Here is a 22,540-nt window from a genome sequence, read left to right as displayed (position 1 = left end):
ATATAAAAGCATCCCATTGCAATAAGGCGAGCATTAAAGGGATCAACGCTCGCCTGATGGTTGACATAACCGGATCCAATTACGCATTTTGTTTTATTTGCGCAGGCTGGGGCTCAAGCGCAGCATGTCCAACCCTGCATTGACCCAACGCTCGGCTTCCGTGTGCAGCTGAAAACTGTCGGGAGCCAATAGCCACTGATACAGCATGCCATCGATGTAGGCGTGCAAACTGATGGCCGCGCGGTTCGTGTCAAGGTCCTCAGGCATTTGCCCCCGATTCACCGCATTACTCAGGGCCAGGGCGATTCGCACATTGCAATCGAGGCTGACCTCACGACGCTGCTGACGCAGGTCGCACATTTCATCGGTGAATTCGCACTTATGAAACAAAATCTCATTGATGCGTCGGGTTTTCGGGTCCAGGGCAACTTGATGAAACAAATGAATCAGCAGTTTGCGCATGCAGCCCAGCGGATCGAGTTCATCTTCGCTTTCACTGGCCCTGGCCATTTCATCCAGCGGCTCTTTCAAGCTATCGAGCATGGCCTGCACCAGATCCGCCTTGTTGCTGAAATGCCAGTAGATGGCTCCGCGAGTCACGCCGGCCAGGGTCGCGATGTCCGCGAGCGTCGTACGCGCCACGCCCCTTTCATAAAAGGCTTTCTCTGCCGCTTCCAGAATCTGGCTGCGGGTTTCTTGAGCTTCCTCTTTGGTACGACGGACCATGGCAGTAAAACCTCAATCAGGATGCTTCAGCGATGTCTGAACAGCCGCTGAACAAAAGTGGGGCGAGCGCTCTTGGGTCTCGTCCCCGGCTTACAATTCGAACCTTTGACGGGCGTTGGTAACAGGGTGGATACGCAGTCAAGGTGTTTACAAACAACCATGAACGTAAGTATATTCCTTAGCAAGCTACTTATCCACCCGGCACTCATTTTTTACCCTTCCACATTTCTTGTGCGTTTCTTGCGCGCCTGACCCGAGGATTTTCATGCAATTCAAGCCAGCTGTTACCGCTCTGGTCGCCGCCGTCGCCCTGGCATCACTGCTCAGCGGATGCAAAAAGGAAGAAGCGGCACCTGCCGCGCCACCGCCTCAGGTCGGCGTCGTTACCCTGCAACCACAAGCCTTCACCCTGACGTCCGAGCTTCCGGGGCGCACCAGTGCGTTCCGCATTGCCGAAGTTCGTCCTCAGGTCAACGGCATCATTCTCAAGCGTCTGTTCAAGGAAGGCGGCGACGTCAAAGCCGGCCAGCAGCTGTATCAGATCGATCCGTCGGTCTATGACGCTACGCTGAAAAGCGCCGAAGCCAACCTGCAACAGACGAAGTCGATCTCGGATCGCTACAAGCAGTTGGTCAACGAACAGGCTGTCAGCCGTCAGGAATACGACACGGCCGTGGCTAACCGCATGCAATCGGAAGCCGCGCTGCAAACCGCCCAGATCAATGTGCGCTACACCAAGGTCTACGCGCCGATTTCCGGCCGCATCGGTCGCTCGAACGTGACCGAGGGCGCGCTGGTCAGCAACGGCCAGGTCGATGCCATGGCGGTGATCCAGCAACTCGACCCGATTTACGTCGACGTCACCCAGTCGTCGGTCGAGCTGCTTGAGCTGCGTCGCGAACTGGAAAGCGGTCGCCTGCAAAAGGCTGGCGACACGGCAGCGGCGGTCAAGCTGACCCTTGAAGACGGCAGTCAGTACAAACTGGAAGGCAAGCTCGAGTTCTCCGAAGTCTCGGTTGACCAGACCACCGGTTCCGTGACCTTGCGTGCGGTGTTCCCGAACCCGGATCACACGCTGCTTCCAGGCATGTTCGTGCACGCCCAGCTCAAATCCGGTGTGAACGCCGCCGCGATTCTGGCGCCGCAGCAAGGCGTGACCCGGGACCTCAAAGGCACGCCGACCGCACTGGTCGTCGGTCCGGACAACAAGGTTGAACTGCGTCAGCTCAAGGCCAGCCGCACTGTCGGCAGCCAATGGCTGATCGAAGACGGCCTGAAAGCCGGCGATCGCCTGATCACCGAAGGACTGCAATTCGTCAAACCTGGCATCGAAGTCAAAGCCAGTGAAGCGACTAACGTTGGCGCAAAGAACCCGGCCCCCGCACAGGCAGCTGACAAGGCTTCCAGCGGCAAAGGGGAGTAAACCATGTCGAAATTTTTTATCGACCGTCCGATTTTCGCCTGGGTAATTGCCTTGGTGATCATGCTGGTCGGGGCACTCTCGATTCTCAAACTCCCGATCAACCAATACCCGAGCATTGCGCCTCCGGCCATTGCGATCCAGGTGACCTACCCAGGCGCGTCCGCACAAACCGTGCAGGACACCGTGGTTCAGGTCATCGAACAACAGCTCAACGGTATCGACAACCTGCGTTATGTCTCCTCGGAAAGTAACTCCGACGGCAGCATGACCATTACCGCGACCTTCGAGCAGGGCACCAACTCCGATACCGCGCAGGTTCAGGTCCAGAACAAACTGAACCTGGCCACCCCGCTGCTGCCGCAAGAAGTGCAGCAACAGGGTATCCGCGTGACCAAGGCAGTGAAGAACTTCCTGTTGGTGATCGGCGTGGTGTCGCGTGACGGCAGCATGACCAAGGACGACCTGTCCAACTACATCGTGTCGAACATGCAGGACCCGATCTCGCGGACCGCCGGTGTCGGTGACTTCCAGGTCTTCGGTTCCCAGTACGCGATGCGTGTCTGGCTCGACCCGGCCAAGCTGAATAACTTCAACCTGACGCCCGTGGACGTGAAAGCGGCCATCGCTGCGCAGAACATCCAGGTGTCCTCCGGCCAACTGGGCGGCCTGCCGGCTGCACCCGGTCAGCAATTGAACGCCACGATCATCGGCAAGACCCGCCTGCAGACCGCCGAGCAGTTCAACAAGATCCTGCTCAAGGTCAACAAGGATGGCTCGCAAGTGCGCCTGTCCGACGTCGCCGACGTTGGCCTGGGTGGCGAGAACTACAGCATCAACGCCCAGTTCAACGGCGCACCGGCTTCCGGTCTGGCGGTAAAACTGGCCAACGGTGCCAACGCCCTCGACACTGCCAAAGCCCTGCGCAACACCATCAACACGCTCAAGCCGTTCTTCCCGCAAGGGATGGAAGTGGTGTTCCCGTACGACACCACCCCGGTGGTGACCGAGTCGATCAAGGGCGTGGTTGAAACCCTGGTCGAAGCGATCGTGCTGGTGTTCCTGGTGATGTTCCTGTTCCTGCAAAACTTCCGCGCCACCGTCATCACCACGATGACTGTGCCGGTGGTATTGCTGGGTACCTTCGGCATCCTCGCGGCCTTCGGTTTCAGCATCAACACCCTGACCATGTTCGGTATGGTGTTGGCCATCGGCTTGCTGGTGGACGATGCCATTGTCGTGGTGGAAAACGTCGAACGGGTCATGAGCGAAGAAGGCCTGTCACCCAAGGAGGCCACCAAGAAATCCATGGGGCAGATCCAGGGTGCGCTGGTCGGTATCGCCCTGGTGCTGTCGGCGGTTCTGCTGCCGATGGCCTTCTTCAGCGGCTCCACGGGCGTGATCTACAAGCAGTTCTCGATCACCATCGTGTCCGCCATGGCGCTGTCCGTGTTGGTCGCACTGATCTTCACCCCGGCCCTTTGCGCCACCATGCTCAAGGCGATTCCGAAAGGCGAGCACGGCACACCGAAACGCGGCTTCTTCGGCTGGTTCAACCGCAGCTTTGACCGTGGCGTCAAAAGCTACGAGCGTGGCGTGGGTAACATGCTGACGCACAAGGCCCCGTATCTGCTGGCCTACCTGATCATTGTCGTCGGCATGATCTGGCTGTTCACTCGCATTCCAACGGCGTTCCTGCCGGAAGAAGACCAGGGCGTGCTGTTTGCCCAGGTGCAGACCCCGGCCGGTTCCAGCGCCCAGCGCACGCAGGTGGTGATCGATGAGATGCGTTCCTACCTGCTGGATAAGGAATCGAGCGCCGTAGCCTCGGTGTTTACGGTCAACGGCTTCAACTTCGCCGGCCGTGGCCAAAGCTCGGGCCTGGCGTTCATCATGCTCAAGCCGTGGGATCAGCGGGATGCGGAAAACAGCGTGTTCAAACTCGCCGCCCGCGCCCAGCAGCACTTCTTCACCTTCCGTGATGCGATGGTGTTTGCCTTCGCGCCACCGGCGGTACTGGAGTTGGGTAACGCCACCGGTTTCGACGTGTTCCTGCAAGACCGTGCCGGTATCGGTCACGCCAAGTTGATGGAAGCTCGCAACCAGTTCCTCGGCATGGCGGCGCAGAGCAAGGTGCTCTATCAGGTGCGTCCGAACGGTTTGAACGACGAGCCGCAATACCAGTTGGAAATCGACGACGAGAAGGCCAGCGCGCTGGGCCTGACCCTCACCGACATCAACAGCACCCTGTCGATTGCCTTGGGCAGTAGCTACGTCAACGACTTCATCGACCGTGGTCGGGTGAAGAAAGTCTACGTGCAAGGTCAACCCAATTCGCGGATGAGCCCGGAAGACATCAAGAAATGGTATGTGCGTAACGCCGCAGGCACCATGGTGCCCTTCTCGGCCTTCGCCAAGGGCGAGTGGATCTACGGTGCGCCGAAGCTTTCGCGTTACAACGGCGTAGAAGCCATGGAAATCCTCGGCGCCCCGGCTCCGGGCTACTCCACTGGTGAAGCCATGGCGGAAGTCGAAGCCCTGGCGAAGAAACTGCCGGCCGGTGTCGGTATTTCCTGGACCGGTCTGTCGTACGAAGAACGACTGTCCGGTTCACAGGCTCCCGCGCTGTATGCGTTGTCGCTGCTGATGGTGTTCCTGTGCCTGGCGGCGCTGTACGAAAGCTGGTCGATTCCGATCGCGGTGATGCTGGTGGTGCCTTTGGGGATCATCGGGGCACTGTTGGCCACCAGTCTGCGGGGACTCTCCAACGACGTTTACTTCCAGGTGGGCCTGTTGACGACCATCGGTCTGGCAGCGAAAAACGCCATTCTGATCGTCGAGTTCGCCAAGGAACTGCATGAGCAAGGGCGTAGCCTGCGCGAAGCGGCGATCGAAGCGTGCCGGATGCGTTTGCGACCGATCATCATGACCTCGCTCGCCTTCGTCCTCGGTGTGGTACCGCTGGCGATTTCCACGGGTGCCGGTTCAGGTAGCCAGCATGCGATCGGTACGGGCGTTATTGGCGGTATGATCACCGCCACGGTCCTGGCGATCTTCTGGGTCCCACTGTTCTTCGTTACCGTGTCGTCCATTGGCCAGCGCAAAAAAGCCGACCAGGACGATGCAATTGAACCTTCTAAAGAGGCTGGCCAATGAGCAAGTCGCTACTCTCCATCGCAGTTGCCGCCTTCGTGCTGAGCGGCTGCTCGCTGATCCCCGATTATCAGCAACCTGAGGCGCCGGTGGCGGGCCAATACCCGCAAGGCCCGGCGTACTCGCCGGCCCAGGCGCCGAGCCAGGCCGCTGCGGAACAGGGCTGGAAGCAGTTTTTCCATGACCCGGCCCTGCAACAGCTGATCCAGGTTTCGCTGGAAAACAACCGTGACCTGCGTGTTGCGGCCCTGAACATCGACGCGTTCGCGGCTCAGTACCGCATCCAGCGTGCCGATCTGTTCCCGGCTGTTTCGGCCAATGGCACCGGCAGCCGCCAGCGCCTTCCGGCACGTGCCTCGCAGACCGGTGAAGCGGGTATCACCAGTTCCTATTCGGCTACGGTCGGCATCAGCGCTTATGAACTCGATCTGTTCGGTCGGGTTCGCAGCCTCAGCGAAGAAGCCCTGCAGAAGTACTTCGCCACTGAAGAAGGTCGTCGCAGCACGCAGATCAGTCTGGTGGCCAGCGTGGCCAACGCCTACCTGACCTGGCAGGCCGACAAGGAACTGCTGAAACTGACCCAGGACACCCTCGGCGCGTTCGAGGAGAGCTACAAGCTCACCGCACGCAGCAACGAAGTGGGTGTCGCCTCGGCGCTGGACCTGGCTCAGTCGCGTACCTCGGTGGAAAACGCCCGGGCGCAATTGGCCAAGTACACCCGTCAGGTCGCGCAGGATGAAAACAGCCTGGTGCTGCTGCTCGGCACCGGCATCCCGGCCAATCTGCAAGCCGCCAAGCCGCTGGCTGACGACTTGCTGAGCGACGTACCGGCCGGTCTGCCATCCGACTTGCTGCAACGTCGTCCGGATATCCTCCAGGCCGAATACAACCTGAAAGCGGCCAACGCCAACATCGGTGCGGCACGGGCGGCGTTCTTCCCGAGCATCAGCCTGACGGCCAATGCCGGGACCTTGAGCCCTGACCTGTCCGGTCTGTTCAAGGGCGGCTCGGGCACCTGGTTGTTCTCGCCGCAGATCAACTTGCCGATCTTCAACGCCGGCAGCCTGCGCGCCAGCCTGGATTACTCGAAAATCCAGAAAGACATCGGCGTGGCGAACTACGAGAAGTCCATTCAAACGGCCTTCCAGGAAGTCGCCGACGGCCTGGCCGCCCGCCAGACCTACACCGATCAGTTGCAGGCGCAGCGTGATTTCGTCACCGCCAACCAGGACTACTACCGTCTGGCCGAGCGTCGCTACCGTATCGGTGTCGACAGCAACCTGACCTTCCTCGACGCCCAGCGTCAGCTGTTCAGCGCGCAACAGGTGCTGATCACTGATCGCCTGGCGCAGCTGATCAGTGCGGTCAATCTGTACAAGGCACTGGGTGGTGGCTGGAACGAGCAGACGGCGAAAGTCGAACCGCTGAAAGAAGAAGCGCCGAAGATGAAGTTGTTCTGATAGCGCTGTGAAAACATCAAGCCCACCTTTTGGTGGGCTTTTTGTTGGCTGCGGGAAAAGCAGGGTTGTCAGTTCTGGCCTCCTCGCGGGCAAGCCTCGCTCCTGCAATGTCCGCGTCGACTCATATTCCATGCCCCCCGCACAATCCGTAGGAGCGAGGCTTGCCCGCGAAGAGGCCAGCCCAGACAACAAAAACCGCAGACCAACATGCGTTCGATAACCGCCCAAAACCCGCTTTCGCCGATTGAACCCTCCCGTCCATCCCCCGCACCATTCGTCGCACAAGACCAATAACATCAGGTTCGACACCATGCCCCCGCGCCCTGCCCTCTCCGGCTGATCCCGCTCCCGTTTTCACGAAATCGAATCCTTGTCTGCAACCTCCGACGTTGCGGCAGCGCCCCGTTTCATCCCTAACAATTAGAGAGTCCCGAGCCCATGACGCCTTCCACCGCGCAGTATTGTTTCCCCAGCCTGATGGCCATCGCCCTGGCCAGCGCAGCCCTGCCCGCCATGGCCGAGGAATCGGGTTTTGTCGAAGGTGCCAAGGTCAACCTGAACCTGCGCAACTTTTACATCAACCGCAACTTCACCAACCCGACCAAGGCCCAGGGCAAGGCTGAAGAGTGGACGCAAAGTTTCATCCTCGACGCCAAGTCCGGCTTCACCCAGGGCACCGTCGGCTTCGGCATGGACGTGCTGGGGTTGTACTCGGTGAAGCTCGACGGCGGTAAAGGCACGGGCGGGACGCAGTTGCTGCCGCTGGATCATGACGGTCGCCCGGCGGACAACTTCGGGCGCACTAATGTGGCGTTCAAGGCCAGGTTGTCGCAGACCGAAATCAAGGTCGGCGAATGGATGCCAGTGCTGCCGATCCTGCGCTCGGACGACGGCCGCTCCTTGCCGCAAACCTTCCGTGGCGGCCAGATCACCTCGAAAGAAATCGCCGGCCTGACGCTCTATGGCGGCCAGTTCCGCGCCAACAGCCCGCGCGACGACAGCAGCATGAGCGATATGTCGATGACCGGAAAACCGACCTTCACCTCCGACCGCTTCAACTTCCAGGGCGGCGAATACGCTTTCAACGACAAGCGCACCCAGATCGGCCTGTGGAATGCTGAACTCAAGGACATCTACAGCCAGCAATACATGAACCTGATTCACAGCCAGCCCATCGGCGATTGGACCCTGGGCGCCAACCTCGGATTCTTCTATGGCCAGGAAGACGGCAGCGCCCGCGCTGGCGACCTGGACAACAAGACCTGGTCGGGCCTGTTCTCGGCCAAATACGGCGGCCACACCTTTTACGTCGGCCTGCAAAAACTCACCGGCGACAGCGCCTGGATGCGGGTCAACGGCACCAGCGGCGGCACCCTGGCCAACGACAGCTACAACGCCAGTTATGACAACGCCCGGGAAAAATCCTGGCAGGTGCGCCACGACTACAACTTCGTCGCCCTCGGCATCCCCGGCCTGACCCTGATGAACCGCTACATCAGCGGCGACAACGTGCACACCGGCACCATCACCGACGGCAAAGAATGGGGCCGCGAAAGCGAACTGGGCTACACCGTGCAGAGCGGCGCGCTCAAGGACCTCAACGTCAAATGGCGCAACTCGACCATGCGCCGGGACTTCAGTAATAACGAATTTGATGAGAACCGGTTGATCGTCAGCTATCCGATCAGTTTGTTGTAACCACACCGGGCAGCGAGCGAAATCAAAGCCGCTGCCTGTAACCACCTGTCGGCGCAAACTAGCGTTCTGCGAGTTGGCAGATACAGTCAAAAGGTGTGTTTAATTCTCCAGCCCTGAAGTAGGAGCCCCTGTTTTCTTCCGTTATCTCCGGATGCTGTACGCGAAGCTGCCATGACCCATGGAGGTCAGGTATGAGCAAGCGAATAGTTATCGTCGGTGGCGGCGTCGGTGGAACCATGCTGGCCAATCAACTGGCCGGCAAGCTGTATCCAGAAATCCTGCGCGGCGAAGTCTCGATTGCACTGCTGTCCAATTCCCCCGATCACTTCTATAAACCGGCGTTCATGTACGTAGCGTTCAACCTGTTTTTCCAGGAAGAACTCAAGCGTGCGGAGCGTTCACTGTTACGCCCGGAAATCACCTTCAACGTTGAAGAAGTGACACGTTTTGATTTCCCCGGGCAACGCCTGAAAACCCGTAGCGGAAAGGTTTACGACTATGACTTTCTGGTCATCGCCACCGGTTGCATACCCGCGCCGGAACGCATCGAAGGCCTGAAGGAAGCCGGCGACCATTTCTATCAATACGAGCCCGCCAGGCAACTGGCGCAAAAGCTGAGCACCCTCGAAAAAGGCCGCATCTTTATTACGGTGTCCTTTCCGCAAACGCCCAACGTCCCGCATCAATGCGGTATCGCACCCGTTGAAACCACCTTGATGCTCGATGATTTCTTGCGACGTCGTGGCGTGCGGGACAAGGTAGAAATCATCTACACCTACCCGACCACGGCTCAACTGCTGCGTAACTGCCTGTTCCTGCAGCGCCCGACAGGGGAAATTCTGCCGAGTATTTTCGAGCAGAAAAATATCCGCTTTCAACGCGGGTTCACCCTGAAGCGGGTCGATCCGGACAAAAAAATTGCGTACTCCGAAGAAGGTGACGAGCAATCCTTCGACATTCTGATGGCGACACCACCGATCACGGCCGTGGATGCCGTGCTGGAGTCCGGCGCCTCACAAGCGCCCAACAACGAAGGCTGGTTGCCGACCAACCATGAAACGTTGCAGGTCTATGGCCTGGAAAACGTCTACGTCATCGGTGACACCGTCGACCTGCCTGTCAGCAAGGCCGGCGGCGCCTGCCATAACCAGGCCCCTGTCATCGCCAATAACATCGCCGCCGAAATTCGTCTGGGCACCACCATCGCCGTTTACGACGGACGTGTTCAAGCCGTGGCGCAGATGGGGCTGAATGCCGGTATGCCGCTTTGGTATGACTACCAACACGATGTCCTGCCAACCCCGCCCACCAAACTCGGCGGGTTACTCAGACACGGATTCAATCGCGGTCTGTACTGGGCTGTCGCCCGCGGAATGCTTTGACCCTGCACAGGGAGAGGATGAATCGTCATGGACCTGTCAAATGAATCAATCAGCCCCGCCATCAGCCCGGGATTAAACGCGCTGATGGAAAAGCTCAAACCGTTGATTGACGGTGGGCGGCTGGACAACCTGGTGGATCTGCTTTCGCTGGTCAGCGACCTCGTCGATCTGCTGGACCCACCCATGGTGGAAAAACTGGCAGTGCTTTTCGAGAACGCAACCGCGGCCACCTGGAGCGTCAGCAATGCCGTACGCACGGCAAAAGCCGACAGCACAAAAAGCGAACAGCCCCCTGGTGTTTACCAGTTGCTGAAATTACTGCGCGAGCCCGATACACGACGAGGTGTGGGGTTTGCGCTCAAAACCCTCAACGTCATTGGAAGACAACTTTGAACCGCCAGAGAGGACAACCTCATGAGCACCAAACTGCAAACAAGGAAGGGCCCCGCAGACTGGGACGCCACGGCCTACCAGCAATTCTCGCGACTTCGACAACGACCGGTGATCGAGCTACTCGAGCGCGTCGACGTTGAAAACCCAAAACGCATCTACGACCTCGGCTGCGGCACCGGCATTGCGACGCAAGCTCTGGCCAAACGCTGGCCCCGTGCGCACCTGATGGGCATCGACAGTTCGCCGGAAATGCTTCAGGAGGCCCGATGCCTGCCGATCAACGCGCAGTGGAAGCACTGCGATCTGCAGACCTGGCAGCCGGAGCAATCCGCCGACCTGCTCTTTGCCGCCGCGGTGCTGCACTTCATCGACGGGCACGAACAGCTGCTGCCGCGCTTGCTCGGTTATCTCAATTCGGGTGGTTGTCTGGCGGCGCACATGCCCGACTGGCGGGATGCGGTGTGGTATCAGCTGATGCTCGACACCCTCAACAATGGCGGCTCCGACGGTAAACCGCTCGGCTCCCTCCAACTGCGCGAGACGATGGCGGCGCGGCCGTTGCTGTCGCTGGAAAATTACCACCGGCTGCTCTCACCGATTACCCGCACGCTGGATATCTGGGAAACCGAGCAGTTGCAGGTCGTGGACGGCAAGTCGCCGATTTATGACTGGATCAAGGTCTCGGCCTTGCGGGCGGTGATGCAAGGGTTGAAAGATGAGGAACAGGCGCGGTTCATTTATCACTTCATGATGCGGGTGCATGCGCATTACCCGCATGAGAGCGATGGGCGCACGTTGTTTCCGTTCAAGCGGATCTTCATTGTCGCCACTGTGTAAGCCATGACATTGCTTTCGCGGGCAAGCCTCGCTCCTACAGGGGAGTACGCAAAACCTGTAGGAGCGAGGCTTGCCCGCGAAGGCGTCAGCTCAGACAATGCAAAACCCGAAGATCACTCCCGGGATTCAACTCCAAGCTCATCCCAAACCGACTCCGCCAAATGAAACGTCGCATTGGCCGCCGGGATGCCGCAATAGATCGCGCTCTGCATGATCACTTCCTTGATCTCGCCGCGGGTCACGCCGTTGTTGGCGGCGGCGCGCAGGTGCAGTTTGAGTTCTTCGTTGCGGTTCATGCCGATCAGCATCGCGATGGTGATCAGGCTGCGGGTATGGCGCGGCAGGCCCGGGCGGGTCCAGATGTCGCCCCACGCGTGGCGGGTGATCATTTCCTGGAACTCCGAGTTGAACTCGGTCAGCGCGTTCAGGCTGCGGTCGACATGCGCATCGCCAAGCACCGCGCGACGAACTTCCAGGCCTTCGTCGTAACGTTGTTTCTCGTCCACAACAGTCCCCTTAAACAGCTGACAAAAACGTCAGTACCCGTTCGCTGAACGCAGCACCGGCCTGGACGTTGGACAAATGCGCGGCGTAGAACTCGGCGTACTCGGCGCCCTGCACATGCTCCTGGATAAAGTGCCCGCCGGACGGCGGCGTCACCGCGTCTTCAGTGCCGGCGATCACCAGCAGCGGCACCTTGATCGCGGACAGCTGATCACGGAAGTCGGCATCGCGCACGGCCGCGCAATTGGCGGCATACCCTTCAGGCGACGTGGCGGCGAGCATGTCGGTAATCCGCTTCGCGGCAGCCGGGTTGGCCTCGGCAAAGTCCGGGGTAAACCAGCGCGCAATCGACGCATCGCGCAAGGCGACCATCGCCGCCGGACCGTCCCGCAGCACGGTTTCAATCCGTGGGTTCCACACCGACGGATCGCCGATTTTCGCGGCGGTGTTGCACACCACCAGTTTGTTCAGCCGCTCGCCAGCGTTGATGCCCAACCACTGGCCGATCAAACCGCCCATGGACAGACCGCAAAAATGCGCGCGCTCGATGTGCAGCGCATCCAGCAGCGCCAGCACGTCGTGACCCAGTTGCTCGATGCTGTACGGACCCGGCGTGACCAGCGATTTGCCGTGCCCCCGGGTGTCGAAACGCAGCACCCGGAAATGCTTGGAGAACGCGGCGATCTGCGCGTCCCACATGTGCAGGTCGGTGCCCAGCGAGTTGGAGAGCACCAGCACCGGCGCATCGTCCGGCCCATCAATTTGATAGTTCAGTTCGCCCTCGGCGAGTTGTACGAAAGCCACAGCAATCTCCTTCAGGCAGTCAACGCAGAATGTTCAGCCACCGCTCGCTCGACCCAGGCATGGGCCTGACCGAGGTAATGGGCGGGGTCCAGCAGACGATCGAGTTCAGCATCCGACAGTTCGGCGGTCACTTGCGGCTCGTCACCGAGTACCGCTCGCAAATGACGTTGTTCGGCCACCGCACGTTTGCAGCATTGCTCCAGCAGATGGTGCGCGGTGTCGCGGCCGACCCGTTGCGCGAGGACGATGCTCACCGCTTCGGCCAACACAAGACCTTGGGTCAGGTCGAGGTTGCGGGCCATGCGCTCGGCGTCGACTTCCAGTCCATCCGCCACCAGCAACGCTTGCTTGAGGCTGCCGGACACCAGGCAGCAAATCTCCGGCAGTGTTTCCCATTCTGCATGCCACAGGCCCAGGCTGCGCTCGTGCTCCTGAGGCATGGCGCTGAACAGGGTCGAGAGCAAACCGGGTACCCGGGTCGCCGCACCGATCAGCACCGCGGCGCCCACGGGGTTGCGTTTGTGCGGCATGGTCGAGGAACCGCCCTTGCCCGGTGCCGACGGTTCGAACACTTCGCCGGCTTCGGTCTGCATCAACAGGCTGATGTCGCGGCCGAGTTTGCCGAGGCTGCCGGCGATCAAACCGAGCACCGCGCCAAACTCCACCAGGCGATCACGCTGGGTGTGCCAGGGTTGATCCGGCAACGTCAATTTCAGCTCACCGGCCAAGGCTTCGGCAATCGGCATCGCCTGTTCGCCGAGGGCCGCCAGTGTTCCGGAGGCGCCGCCAAATTGCAGCACCAGCAGGCGTGGCTTGAGTTCTTGCAGACGTTGGCGGCTACGAGTGACGGCGCCCAGCCAACCGGCGATCTTCATGCCCAGGGTGACGGGCGTGGCGTGTTGCAACCATGTGCGTCCGGCCAGCGGCGTGGTGACGAAGCGCAGCGCTTGGGTCGCCAACGTTTCGCCCAGTTGCGCCAGATCGCTTTCGATCAGCTCCAGCGCCCGGCGCAGTTGCAGCACCAAACCCGTGTCCATCACGTCCTGACTGGTCGCGCCCAGATGCACATAGCGCTCGGCTTCGGCATCGTTGGCGGCGATCTGTTTACCCAACGCCTTGACCAGCGGAATCGCCGAATTGCCTGCCGTGGCGATCGCCTCGCCGAGGGCTGAAAAGTCGTAACGTCCGGCCACACAAGCCGCTTCGATCGAGGCGACAACCGATTGCGGAATCAAGCCCACCCGCGCCTCGGCCCGGGCCAGAGCCGCTTCGAAATCGAGCATGGCCTGAACCCGGCCCTGATCGCAGAACACCTCACGCATATCGCGGGCAGTGAAATAGGCATCGAACAATTGATTGCCCGGTCGCTGGTTCATAAACAGTCCCTGAAGGCGTGGGCCGGTCGGGCCCACGCGGATGGATCAAAGGTCGTGGTGCAAATACTTGGCCTGTTTCGGCAGGCGCAGGCTGAACAGGAACGCGACCGCCATCATCACCGTCACGTACCAGTAGAAGGAGTTTTCCATGCCTTGGGCTTTGAGGCTCAGGGCCACGTATTCCGCCGAGCCACCGAAGATCGCATTGGCCACCGCATACGCCAGGCCGACACCGAGTGCGCGCACTTCCGGCGGGAACATTTCGGCTTTTACCAGGCCACTGATCGAGGTGTAGAAACTCACGATCGCCAGCGCCACGGTAATCAGCACAAAGGCCAGGAACGGACTGCTGACACTTTTCAGGCTGAGCAGGATCGGCACGGTGCACAGCGTCCCCAATGCACCGAACCACAGCATCGAGTTACGGCGACCGATCTTGTCCGCGAGCATGCCGAACAGCGGTTGCATGCACATGTAAAGGAACAGCGCGCCGGTCATGATGTAGCTGGCGGTCTTGGCGTGCATGCCGGCGGTGTTCACCAGGTATTTCTGCATGTACGTGGTGAAGGTGTAGAAAATCAGCGAGCCGCCGGCGGTGTAACCGAGCACGGTAATAAAGGCTGCTTTGTGGTCGCGGAACAACGCGCGGATGCTGCCGGCGTCTTTGTTTTCGCGCATTTCCTTGCTGGTGGTTTCTTTCAGCGAACGACGCAGGAACAGCGAGATCAACGCCGCCACCGCACCGACCACAAACGGGATCCGCCAGCCGTAGGCACGCAGGTCATCTTCGGTGAGGAACTGTTGCAGGACCACCACCAGCGACACCGCCAGCAACTGCCCGCCAATCAGCGTCACGTACTGGAACGAGGCGAAGAAACCCCGCTGGCCCTTGAGGGCGACTTCGCTCATGTAGGTCGCGGTGGTGCCGTACTCCCCGCCCACCGACAAGCCCTGCAGCAAGCGGGCGAACAACAGCATGATCGGCGCCCAGACGCCGATGTCCTTGTAGGTCGGCAGACACGCGATGAGCAACGAGCCGAAGCACATCATCAGAATCGAGATCAGCATCGAATTCTTGCGCCCGTGCTTGTCCGCGACACGGCCGAAAATCCAGCCGCCGATCGGCCGCATCAGGAACCCGGCCGCGAACACGCCGGCGGTATTCACCAGTTGCACAGTCGGGTTGTCGGACGGGAAAAAGGCCGGCGCAAAGTAGATCGCGCAAAAGGCGTAGACGTAGAAGTCGAACCATTCGACGAGGTTGCCGGACGAGGCGCCGACAATTGCAAAGATGCGCTTGCTGCGCTCTTCACCGGTGTAGTGCGCTGTAGAAGCGGTGGGGGTTGTCATTGTTTTTCACTCTTTGGGGACCATGACAGTCTAGACATACTTTGCAACAGTCCCGTTCCACAGATAGATCAGCAACATATCCCCTGTGGGAGCGGGCTTGCTCGCGAAAGCGGTGTATCAATGCCATTAATGCTGAATGACACCCCGCATTCGCGAGCAAGCCCGCTCCCACATGGGGTTTGTGTTGTTCATTCAGTAATCGAAGAACACCGTCTCGGCATCGGTGCCTTGCAGAATCACATTCCACTGGTACACACCTGATGCATCCTGCTTCGCCAGCAAGGTACTGCGACGTTCAGCCGGCACACATTCCAGCAGCGGATCCTCGACGTTCGCCGGTTCGCCATCGAAGTAGATCCGCGTCAGCAAGTGCTTCACCAACCCGCGAGCAAACACCAGCACCACCAGATGCGGCGCCTGGGTCGAGCCCTTCAGGCCCTCCACTGTGCCTGGCTTGATCGTGGTGAAACGAAAGCGCCCTTCGGCATCCACCGGCACCCGGCCAAACCCTTCGAAATTCGGGTCCAGGGGTTTGGCCTGCTCGTCTTCGGGATGGTCGTACTTGCCGGCGGCATTGGCCTGCCAGACTTCCAGCATCGCGTCGTTGACGACGTCGCCGTTGCCATCGATCACTTGTCCGGTGATCGCCACGCGCTCGCCAAGGGTTTGTTCGACGGTCAGGTCTTCGCGGTTCAGCCAGGTCAGGCCGATGTGGTAATACGGCCCGACGGTGTGGGACGTGGTCGCGTTCAGCGTCATCTTATTTCTCCATCGGCGTGGCTTCGCGGCCGCGCAAGACGATGTCCCAGCGATAACCGAGGGCATAGGAAGGGATGGTTTTTTCCAGATCGAACGTGGCGATCAAACGCTCTTTGGCGCTCGTATCGGGTACGCAGTTGTAGATCGGGTCGTAGGCCAGCAACGGGTCGCCCGGGAAATACATCTGAGTGACCAGCCGCGTCAGAATGCTCGGCCCGAACAGGGAGAAATGGATGTGCGCCGGGCGCCACGCATTGTGGTGATTGCCCCACGGATAAGCGCCAGGCTTGATGGTCTGGAACTGATACCAGCCATCCGCGTCGGTCACGGTGCGGCCGGTGCCAGTGAAGTTCGGGTCCAGCGGCGCGTCGTGCAGGTCGCGGGCATGGTTGTAGCGACCGGCGGCATTGGCCTGCCAGATCTCCACCAGAATCCCCGGCACCGGAAGGCCGTCTTCATCCAGCACGCGGCCGTGAATGATGATGCGCTCACCCAGCGGTTCACCCTGATGCTGGGCGGTCAGGTCGTTGTCCTTCTCGTTGATACGCTCGGCGCCGATGATCGGGCCGGTAATTTCCGACAACGAATGAGGCAAAAACACCAACGGCTTGGACGGCGCGCGACGGTTGGTGGATTGGTAAGTCGGGTGCAGGTACTCCGGCTGGGTGCCTTCCTGTGGGCGACGGTAACCAGGCTTGTCAGTCATTTCGCTTTCCTCTGTTCTTATTAGTCTGCCGAGCGTCAGACGCGTTCGATGGCCAGGGCCAGACCTTGGCCGACACCGACGCACATGGTCGCCAGACCTTTCTTGCCACCCGTTTTTTCAAGCTGATGCAATGCCGTCAGGACCAGACGCGCACCGCTCATGCCCAACGGATGACCCAAGGCAATGGCGCCACCGTTCGGGTTGACCTGAGCCGCGTCGTCCGCCAGCCCCAGCTCACGCAGCACCGCCAAACCCTGGCTGGCGAAGGCTTCATTGAGTTCGATCACGTCGAAATCATTGACCGCCAGACCGAGGCGTTCGGTCAGCTTACGCACCGCCGGCACCGGGCCGATGCCCATCACCCGAGGTGCAACACCGGCGCTCGCCATGCCCAGCACTTTGGCGCGGGCGGTCAGGCCGTGTTTCTTCACCGCTTCGGCGGAGGCCAGAATCAGCGCTGCCGCTCCGTCGTTCACGCCCGAGGCATTGCCGGCGGTGACGGTTTTGTCGGGACCGTTGACCGGTTTCAGCCTGGCCAGGGTTTCCAGGGTGGTGTCAGCGCGTGGATGCTCATCCTGGCTGACGACGGTTTCCCCTTTCTTGTGGGCAATCCGCACTTCAACGATTTCTTCAGCGAAAAATCCTGCGGCTTGCGCGGCGGCCGTGCGCTGCTGACTGCGCAGGGCGAAAGCGTCCTGATCTTCGCGAGAGACTTGGTAATCGTCCGCCACGTTGTCAGCGGTCTGCGGCATCGCGTCGACGCCGTATTGGGCTTTCATCAACGGGTTGATAAAGCGCCAGCCGATGGTGGTGTCTTCCAGCTTCATGTTGCGCGAGAACGCGGCGTCGGCCTTGCCCATCACGAACGGCGCGCGGGACATCGACTCGACACCGCCGGCAATCGCCAGCTCCATTTCGCCGCTGGCGATGGCGCGGAACGCGGTGCCAACGGCATCCATACCCGACGCGCACAGGCGATTGAGCGTGACGCCGGGAATGCTTTCCGGCAGCCCGGCCAGCAGCAGCGCCATGCGTGCGACGTTGCGGTTGTCTTCGCCGGCCTGGTTGGCGCAGCCGAGGAACACTTCGTCCACTGCGCTCCAGTCCACCGATGGGTTGCGCTCCATCAAGGCCTTGATCGGCACAGCGGCAAGGTCGTCGGCACGAACCGCCGACAGGCCACCGCCGAAACGGCCGATGGGGGTGCGAATCGCGTCGCAGATATAAACGTCGCGCATCAGGCTTCTCCGGGTGCTTGGCCGTGGGCGGCGGCGGTGCGGGCTTCCAGATCCCTCAACGCTTTGAGTTCAACCTCGGTTGGCTCGGCGGTGTTTTCAACGGCGTCAGCGAAACGGATTGCCCAACCGGTGGCGGCAATCACTTGCTCGCGGGTCACGCCAGGGTGCAGCGCGGTGACCACAAATTCATGGGTATCCGCTTCCGGTTCCATGATGCACAGGTCGGTGATGATGCCGACCGGACCGGCACCCGGTAGACCGAGACGCTTGCGCGAATCACCGCCCTCGCCGTGTCCGACCGAGGTGATGAAGTCGAGTTTGTCGACAAAGGAACGTGCCGATTGCTTGAGGATGATCAAAACGCTTTTGGCCGAACCGGCAATCTCCGGCGCGCCACCGGCACCCGGCAGGCGCACTTTCGGCGCGTGGTAATCGCCCACCACCGTGGTGTTGATGTTGCCGAAGCGGTCGACCTGTGCGGCGCCGAGAAAACCGACGTCGATGCGCCCGCCCTGCAACCAGTAGCGAAAAATCTCACCGGTCGGCACGACGGTGTCGGCGGTTTCCGCCAGTTCACCGTCACCGATCGACAGCGGCAACACGCTCGGCTTGGCACCGATCGGACCCGATTCGTAGATCAGGACCACGTCCGGCGAAGACGTCAGGCGCGCCAGGTTGGCGGCTTTCGACGGCAGGCCGATGCCGACGAAGCACACCGAACCGTTCTTCAAGCGGCGGGCGGCGGCGACGGTCATCATTTCATTGGTGGTGTAAGTCATTACTTGGCCTCCGAAGCAGCGGCCAGCTTGGCCTGGAACTCGCTGAAGTCAGCGCAGCCGTGGATGTATTCATTAATCCACGCGGTGAAGGTGTCACGGTCGCGGGCAATCGGGTCCCAGGCCTGGTAGAAACGGTTGTCACGTTCGTTGTAACCATGGGCGTAGGACGGATGCGCGCCGCCAGGGACGTGGCAAACCGCACTCAAGGCCCAGGTCGGCAGCACGCAGGAATTCATTGGAGCATTGAGGTCGTCGACGATTTCTTCAACAGTGACGATGCAACGCTTGGCGGCCAGCGCGGCTTCTTTCTGCACGCCGAGAATGCCCCACAGCAGCACGTTGCCTTTGCGGTCGGCTTTCTGCGCGTGAATCACGGTGATGTCCGGGCGCACCGACGGCACCGCAGCCAATACTTCACCGGTGAATGGGCAGGTGACGGTCTTGATCAGCGGGTTGACCTTCGGCAAGTCGGAACCGGCGTAGGCACGCAGCACCGCGAACGGTAGGCCGGAGGCGCCAGCGACGTAGGCATTGGCCAGGTCGGCGTGGCTGTGTTCTTCGATTTCCAGCGCGTGAGGCCACTGCTTCTCGACCGCGTCACGCAGACGGTGCAACGAACCGACGCCCGGGTTGCCGCCCCAGGAGAAAATCAGCTTGCGAGCACAACCGGCGCCGATCAACTGGTCGTAGATCAGGTCAGGCGTCATCCGCACCAGCGTCAGATCTTTCTTGCCCTGACGAATGATTTCATGACCCGCCGCCGTAGGGATCAGGTGAGTGAAGCCTTCGAGCGCGACGGTATCGCCGTCGTTGACGAATTGCTTCACCGCGTCGTGCAGCGAAAGGATTTCAGCCATGGGGCAGGCTCCCGTTTTGTTATGAACCGACAGTGGATGAAAAAGGCGCGAGGTTCAGCGCCGGAATGACTGAAGGTTAAGCCTGTGCAAAACGTCAAACAATCCGATAATCGACTGAGTGTTCGTTTATCGAACAGATTGTTGTCTCACTACCGATCCTTAAAGGCTTCGCGGGCAAGCCTCGCTCCTACAGTTAGGTGGTGTTCGCGAAATCACGGACATCATCATTCCTGTAGGAGCGAGGCTTGCCCGCGAAGAGGCCCTCAAACGCGCCAAAGAATCTGGATCAGACTGTCAGGTCGCATCCGCATGACTGACCATGCCCTTGATCACCACCGCCGTGGTCGCTACCGCCGCCGGAATCACCAGCGCCGTCAGCACCTGTTCAAAATTCCAGCCCAACCCCAGCAGCGTCGCGCCCATCCACGCCCCGAGAATCGCGCCGAAGCGGCCAATCCCCAGCATCCACGAGACCCCGGTCGCGCGCCCCTGGGTCGGATAGAACCGCGCCGCCAACGAAGGCATCGCCGATTGCGCACCGTTGACGCACATCCCGGCCACCAGCACCAAGGTCGCCAAAATCGTGATGTTGCCCAGACTCTGCCCTACCGCGTAGGCAAACACCCCGGCCATCAGGTAGAAAATGCCGATGACCTTGTGCGGATTGAACCGGTCCATCGCCCAGCCCACGCCCACTGCACTCAGCACGCCGCCAAACTGGAACAGCGCCCCAATGAACGCTGCCTGCTCCATGCTCGCGCCACTGTCGCGCATCAATGTCGGCAGCCAACTGGTCAGCAGGTACACAATCACCAGGCCCATGAAGTAGGTCAGCCACAACAACAAAGTGCCGGTGCTGTAGGTGCCGGAGAAAATCACCGCAAACACATTGCGGGCCTTCACGGTTTTCTGTTCCGGCACGCTGAAGCTCGACGCCTGGGCGACGACGACCGGGTCGATCGGCGCGAGGGTTTTGCGCACTTTGTCGGTGCCACGATTGCGGACTACAAGATAGCGCGCCGATTCCGGCAGCCAGAACAGCAAAACGACGGCGAGGATCAACGGCAGAATCCCGCCGATCAGCAACAGACTGTGCCAGCCGAATGCGGGAATCAGCTTGGCCGAGATAAACCCGCCACCGGCCATGCCGAGGTTGAAGCCGCAGAACATGCTGGTCACCAGCAGGGATTTTTTGCGCTCCGGGGTGTATTCCGACAACAGTGTGGTGGCATTCGGCATCCCGGCGCCAAGGCCCAGGCCGGTGAGGAAGCGCAGCACCAACAGTTGATCGACGTTGGTGCTGTACGCCGACGCCAGGCTGAAGGCGCCGAAGACCAGCACCGCGCCGACCAGTACGACTTTTCGCCCAAAGCGGTCAGCCAATGGGCCGGAGCCCAGTGCGCCGAAGACCATGCCGATCAGCGCGGCACTCATTACCGGGCCGAGACTGGCGCGATCGATGCCCCAGTCCTGCGACAAGGCAGGCGCGATGAAGCCCATGGCCGCGGTGTCGAGGCCATCGAGGAAGACAATCAGGAAACACAGGATCACCACTCGCCACTGGTAGCGCGAAATGGGTTGAGCATTGATGAAGGACTGCACGTCGAGGCAGTTTCCTACAGCAGACTGAGGCTGGTTCATTATTTTTATTCCACGCAAGAACGCAGTCGGACAGGTGCCAGCATGGGGCTGGCGCTGCCGCGACATTAGTGATCTTGGGGAAACAGCGTCAATTCGATAAACGCGACTCTGTGCGTTTATCGAACAGCTTAGGCAAATAACTGGGCGCTGAGGTCGCGGCTCGCACTTAACAAGCCTGGCAGGAAACGTTGCTCCAGCTCGTTGCGGCTGACCCGCCCGGCGTGGGTACTGACGTTGAGCGCCGCGACCACCTGGCCGGAAGCGTCGTACACCGGAACGGCAATCGAGCGCAGGCCTTGTTCCAGTTCCTGATCGACGATGCACCAGCCTTGTTGCCGCACTTCCTGCAGACATTCGAGCAACGCCTCGGGGGTGTGCAAGGTTCGGCTGGTCTTGGCCTGGAATTCCGCATGGTCGAGGTATTCGCGCAGCGAGGTGTCGTCCAGTGCCGCGAGCAGGATCCTGCCCATGGACGTGCAATACGCCGGCAACCGCCCGCCCACCGACAGGTCGACGGAAATCAGGCGCTGGGTGGTCGCCGAGCGAGCGATGTACAAAATGTCGTCGCCCTCCAGCGTGGCCATGTTGCAGGCCTCGTGAAGCTGCTCGCTCATGCGGTCCAGATACGGCTGCGCGGACACCGCCAGAGGCGTCGAAGACAGATAGGCATGGCCGAGCGTCAGGACTTTGGGCAGCAGCGAATAGGTTCGACCGTCGGTGGTGGCGTAGCCGAGTTTGATCAGGGTGTGCAGGCAACGTCGCACAGCGGCGCGGGGAATTTCCGTGCGGTGACTGATCTGGGCGATGGTCAGGTGTCGCTTGCGCTCCTGGAACGCTTGAACCACTGCCAGGCCACGGGCCAGGGATGTCATGAAGTCCGGATCGCCGGTCAAGGCCTGGATTCGCTTGGCGGGCGAGGCCACGATCGGCGGTGCCACTGAAGCGAAGGAATTGCGCATTTGATCATTCATATCAGGTCCTTTTCCTACACGGATCAGCGGCTATTACAAGCGGCTTCGAGCCTTGCATACAACCCACTGGCCGCAAGATTGGGCGATTATCGAACCATCGACCGATAATCGCAATCGGCCTCACGGGCGATGACTACCGGCGCGCACTGATTTTCGCGGTGCCCGCTACATGCTTTTATTCTTCACGGATTTAAAGGACTGATGTAACGGGATTAACTTGTTCGGCTTTATGGCGTCAGAAAGACATCGTTGCAATGTGACATCACCCACACCCTAGTTACAGCTGAAAGTTGCGAGTAACAAAACAATCACACAGCTGGAACTACTTTTAACTCCCGAGAGATAGTGTTCTTCGGATCGACCGCTATAATGCACCTCAGTGGCGAAGCGGTTTTTACGTGCCGATTCCGTCACTCGGCAGCCCGGTATCCTATCGTCGCTGCCTGCAGCAAGCGCTTGACGCTCATTTCATATGCTCCGCCAACG

19 protein-coding genes are annotated in these 22,540 nt (G+C 60.3%); 7 read left to right on the top strand and 12 right to left on the bottom strand.

Features of this window, described 5'->3' with window-relative positions:
• Positions 1 to 93: 93 nt before the first annotated feature.
• Positions 94 to 726, bottom strand: coding sequence for an efflux system transcriptional repressor EmhR (emhR, locus tag ACA049_RS06615; RefSeq protein WP_497334057.1), 633 nt, complete (start codon positions 724 to 726; stop codon positions 94 to 96).
• A gap of 265 nt (positions 727 to 991) precedes the next feature.
• On the opposite strand from emhR, the gene emhA reads away from it, so the two are divergent.
• From emhA to ACA049_RS06580, 7 genes are all read left to right on the top strand, one after another.
• Positions 992 to 2,149: an efflux RND transporter periplasmic adaptor subunit EmhA gene (gene emhA, locus ACA049_RS06610; protein ID WP_497334055.1), complete on the top strand. Its 1,158-nt coding sequence runs from the start codon at positions 992 to 994 to the stop codon at positions 2,147 to 2,149.
• A 3-nt stretch (positions 2,150 to 2,152) separates the two neighbouring features.
• Positions 2,153 to 5,302, top strand: coding sequence for an efflux RND transporter permease subunit EmhB (gene emhB / locus ACA049_RS06605; RefSeq protein WP_497334053.1), 3,150 nt, complete (start codon positions 2,153 to 2,155; stop codon positions 5,300 to 5,302).
• Positions 5,299 to 6,759 (top strand): efflux RND transporter outer membrane subunit EmhC, encoded by a 1,461-nt coding sequence (gene emhC, locus ACA049_RS06600; protein WP_497334051.1) that lies wholly within the window; start codon positions 5,299 to 5,301, stop codon positions 6,757 to 6,759. Before emhB ends, emhC begins: the two co-directional genes overlap by 4 nt.
• A 438-nt stretch (positions 6,760 to 7,197) precedes the next feature.
• Entirely contained in the window at positions 7,198 to 8,457 is a 1,260-nt protein-coding gene (locus ACA049_RS06595) for an OprD family porin (protein WP_497334049.1), read from the top strand.
• Between the two features lie 191 nt (positions 8,458 to 8,648).
• Positions 8,649 to 9,839, top strand: a complete 1,191-nt coding sequence (locus tag ACA049_RS06590; RefSeq protein ID WP_497334047.1) for an NAD(P)/FAD-dependent oxidoreductase — start codon at positions 8,649 to 8,651, stop codon at positions 9,837 to 9,839.
• A gap of 27 nt (positions 9,840 to 9,866) precedes the next feature.
• Complete coding sequence (locus ACA049_RS06585; RefSeq protein ID WP_497334045.1) at positions 9,867 to 10,232, top strand: helical membrane plugin domain-containing protein; 366 nt, start codon at positions 9,867 to 9,869, stop codon at positions 10,230 to 10,232.
• 21 nt (positions 10,233 to 10,253) lie between these two features.
• Positions 10,254 to 11,069: a methyltransferase domain-containing protein gene (locus ACA049_RS06580; RefSeq protein WP_497334043.1), complete on the top strand. Its 816-nt coding sequence runs from the start codon at positions 10,254 to 10,256 to the stop codon at positions 11,067 to 11,069.
• A gap of 113 nt (positions 11,070 to 11,182) precedes the next feature.
• Here the strand turns inward: ACA049_RS06580 and pcaC are convergent, their stop codons facing one another.
• The 11 genes from pcaC to pcaR all read right to left on the bottom strand — a co-directional run bounded on the left by pcaC (position 11,183) and on the right by pcaR (position 22,054).
• Entirely contained in the window at positions 11,183 to 11,575 is a 393-nt protein-coding gene (pcaC, locus tag ACA049_RS06575; RefSeq protein ID WP_010462533.1) for a 4-carboxymuconolactone decarboxylase, read from the bottom strand.
• Between the two features lie 10 nt (positions 11,576 to 11,585).
• Positions 11,586 to 12,377 (bottom strand): 3-oxoadipate enol-lactonase, encoded by a 792-nt coding sequence (gene pcaD / locus ACA049_RS06570; protein WP_497334041.1) that lies wholly within the window; start codon positions 12,375 to 12,377, stop codon positions 11,586 to 11,588.
• 11 nt (positions 12,378 to 12,388) lie between these two features.
• Positions 12,389 to 13,753, bottom strand: a complete 1,365-nt coding sequence (locus ACA049_RS06565; protein ID WP_497334039.1) for a 3-carboxy-cis,cis-muconate cycloisomerase — start codon at positions 13,751 to 13,753, stop codon at positions 12,389 to 12,391.
• 45 nt (positions 13,754 to 13,798) lie between these two features.
• Positions 13,799 to 15,103, bottom strand: coding sequence for an MFS family transporter (locus tag ACA049_RS06560; protein WP_497334037.1), 1,305 nt, complete (start codon positions 15,101 to 15,103; stop codon positions 13,799 to 13,801).
• Between the two features lie 192 nt (positions 15,104 to 15,295).
• Positions 15,296 to 15,862, bottom strand: a complete 567-nt coding sequence (pcaG, locus tag ACA049_RS06555; protein WP_497334035.1) for a protocatechuate 3,4-dioxygenase subunit alpha — start codon at positions 15,860 to 15,862, stop codon at positions 15,296 to 15,298.
• A gap of 1 nt (position 15,863) precedes the next feature.
• Positions 15,864 to 16,568 carry a protocatechuate 3,4-dioxygenase subunit beta gene (gene pcaH, locus ACA049_RS06550; RefSeq protein WP_497334033.1) on the bottom strand — a complete coding sequence of 235 codons (705 nt, stop codon included), beginning with the start codon at positions 16,566 to 16,568 and terminating at the stop codon, positions 15,864 to 15,866.
• 35 nt (positions 16,569 to 16,603) lie between these two features.
• Positions 16,604 to 17,809, bottom strand: coding sequence for a 3-oxoadipyl-CoA thiolase (gene pcaF / locus ACA049_RS06545; RefSeq protein ID WP_497336785.1), 1,206 nt, complete (start codon positions 17,807 to 17,809; stop codon positions 16,604 to 16,606).
• Complete coding sequence (locus tag ACA049_RS06540; protein ID WP_497334031.1) at positions 17,806 to 18,585, bottom strand: CoA-transferase subunit beta; 780 nt, start codon at positions 18,583 to 18,585, stop codon at positions 17,806 to 17,808. The genes pcaF and ACA049_RS06540 overlap by 4 nt, the downstream gene beginning before the upstream one ends.
• Positions 18,585 to 19,442 carry a CoA transferase subunit A gene (locus ACA049_RS06535; protein WP_059407998.1) on the bottom strand — a complete coding sequence of 286 codons (858 nt, stop codon included), beginning with the start codon at positions 19,440 to 19,442 and terminating at the stop codon, positions 18,585 to 18,587. Before ACA049_RS06535 ends, ACA049_RS06540 begins: the two co-directional genes overlap by 1 nt.
• A 294-nt stretch (positions 19,443 to 19,736) precedes the next feature.
• Complete coding sequence (gene pcaK / locus ACA049_RS06530; protein ID WP_497334029.1) at positions 19,737 to 21,083, bottom strand: 4-hydroxybenzoate transporter PcaK; 1,347 nt, start codon at positions 21,081 to 21,083, stop codon at positions 19,737 to 19,739.
• Between the two features lie 128 nt (positions 21,084 to 21,211).
• Positions 21,212 to 22,054 carry a pca regulon transcriptional regulator PcaR gene (pcaR, locus tag ACA049_RS06525; RefSeq protein ID WP_010462552.1) on the bottom strand — a complete coding sequence of 281 codons (843 nt, stop codon included), beginning with the start codon at positions 22,052 to 22,054 and terminating at the stop codon, positions 21,212 to 21,214.
• Positions 22,055 to 22,540: the final 486 nt, after the last annotated feature.

It is taken from the genome of Pseudomonas sp. LBUM1662 (assembly GCF_059695915.1).
Note: the sequence above shows the minus strand (reverse complement) of the source record. Positions and strands in the feature narration are given on the sequence as shown.

Bases quoted from the DNA above. Each gene is read 5' to 3' on its own strand.
- emhR (WP_497334057.1), bottom strand. From the start codon at position 726: ATGGTCCGTCGTACCAAAGAGGAAGCTCAAGAAACCCGCAGCCAGATT.
- emhA (WP_497334055.1), top strand. From the start codon at position 992: ATGCAATTCAAGCCAGCTGTTACCGCTCTGGTCGCCGCCGTCGCCCTG.
- emhB (WP_497334053.1), top strand. From the start codon at position 2,153: ATGTCGAAATTTTTTATCGACCGTCCGATTTTCGCCTGGGTAATTGCC.
- emhC (WP_497334051.1), top strand. From the start codon at position 5,299: ATGAGCAAGTCGCTACTCTCCATCGCAGTTGCCGCCTTCGTGCTGAGC.
- ACA049_RS06595 (WP_497334049.1), top strand. From the start codon at position 7,198: ATGACGCCTTCCACCGCGCAGTATTGTTTCCCCAGCCTGATGGCCATC.
- ACA049_RS06590 (WP_497334047.1), top strand. From the start codon at position 8,649: ATGAGCAAGCGAATAGTTATCGTCGGTGGCGGCGTCGGTGGAACCATG.
- ACA049_RS06585 (WP_497334045.1), top strand. From the start codon at position 9,867: ATGGACCTGTCAAATGAATCAATCAGCCCCGCCATCAGCCCGGGATTA.
- ACA049_RS06580 (WP_497334043.1), top strand. From the start codon at position 10,254: ATGAGCACCAAACTGCAAACAAGGAAGGGCCCCGCAGACTGGGACGCC.
- ACA049_RS06565 (WP_497334039.1), bottom strand. From the start codon at position 13,753: ATGAACCAGCGACCGGGCAATCAATTGTTCGATGCCTATTTCACTGCC.
- ACA049_RS06560 (WP_497334037.1), bottom strand. From the start codon at position 15,103: ATGACAACCCCCACCGCTTCTACAGCGCACTACACCGGTGAAGAGCGC.
- pcaG (WP_497334035.1), bottom strand. From the start codon at position 15,862: ATGACGCTGAACGCGACCACGTCCCACACCGTCGGGCCGTATTACCAC.
- pcaH (WP_497334033.1), bottom strand. From the start codon at position 16,568: ATGACTGACAAGCCTGGTTACCGTCGCCCACAGGAAGGCACCCAGCCG.
- ACA049_RS06540 (WP_497334031.1), bottom strand. From the start codon at position 18,585: ATGACTTACACCACCAATGAAATGATGACCGTCGCCGCCGCCCGCCGC.
- ACA049_RS06535 (WP_059407998.1), bottom strand. From the start codon at position 19,442: ATGGCTGAAATCCTTTCGCTGCACGACGCGGTGAAGCAATTCGTCAAC.
- pcaK (WP_497334029.1), bottom strand. From the start codon at position 21,083: ATGAACCAGCCTCAGTCTGCTGTAGGAAACTGCCTCGACGTGCAGTCC.
- pcaR (WP_010462552.1), bottom strand. From the start codon at position 22,054: ATGAATGATCAAATGCGCAATTCCTTCGCTTCAGTGGCACCGCCGATC.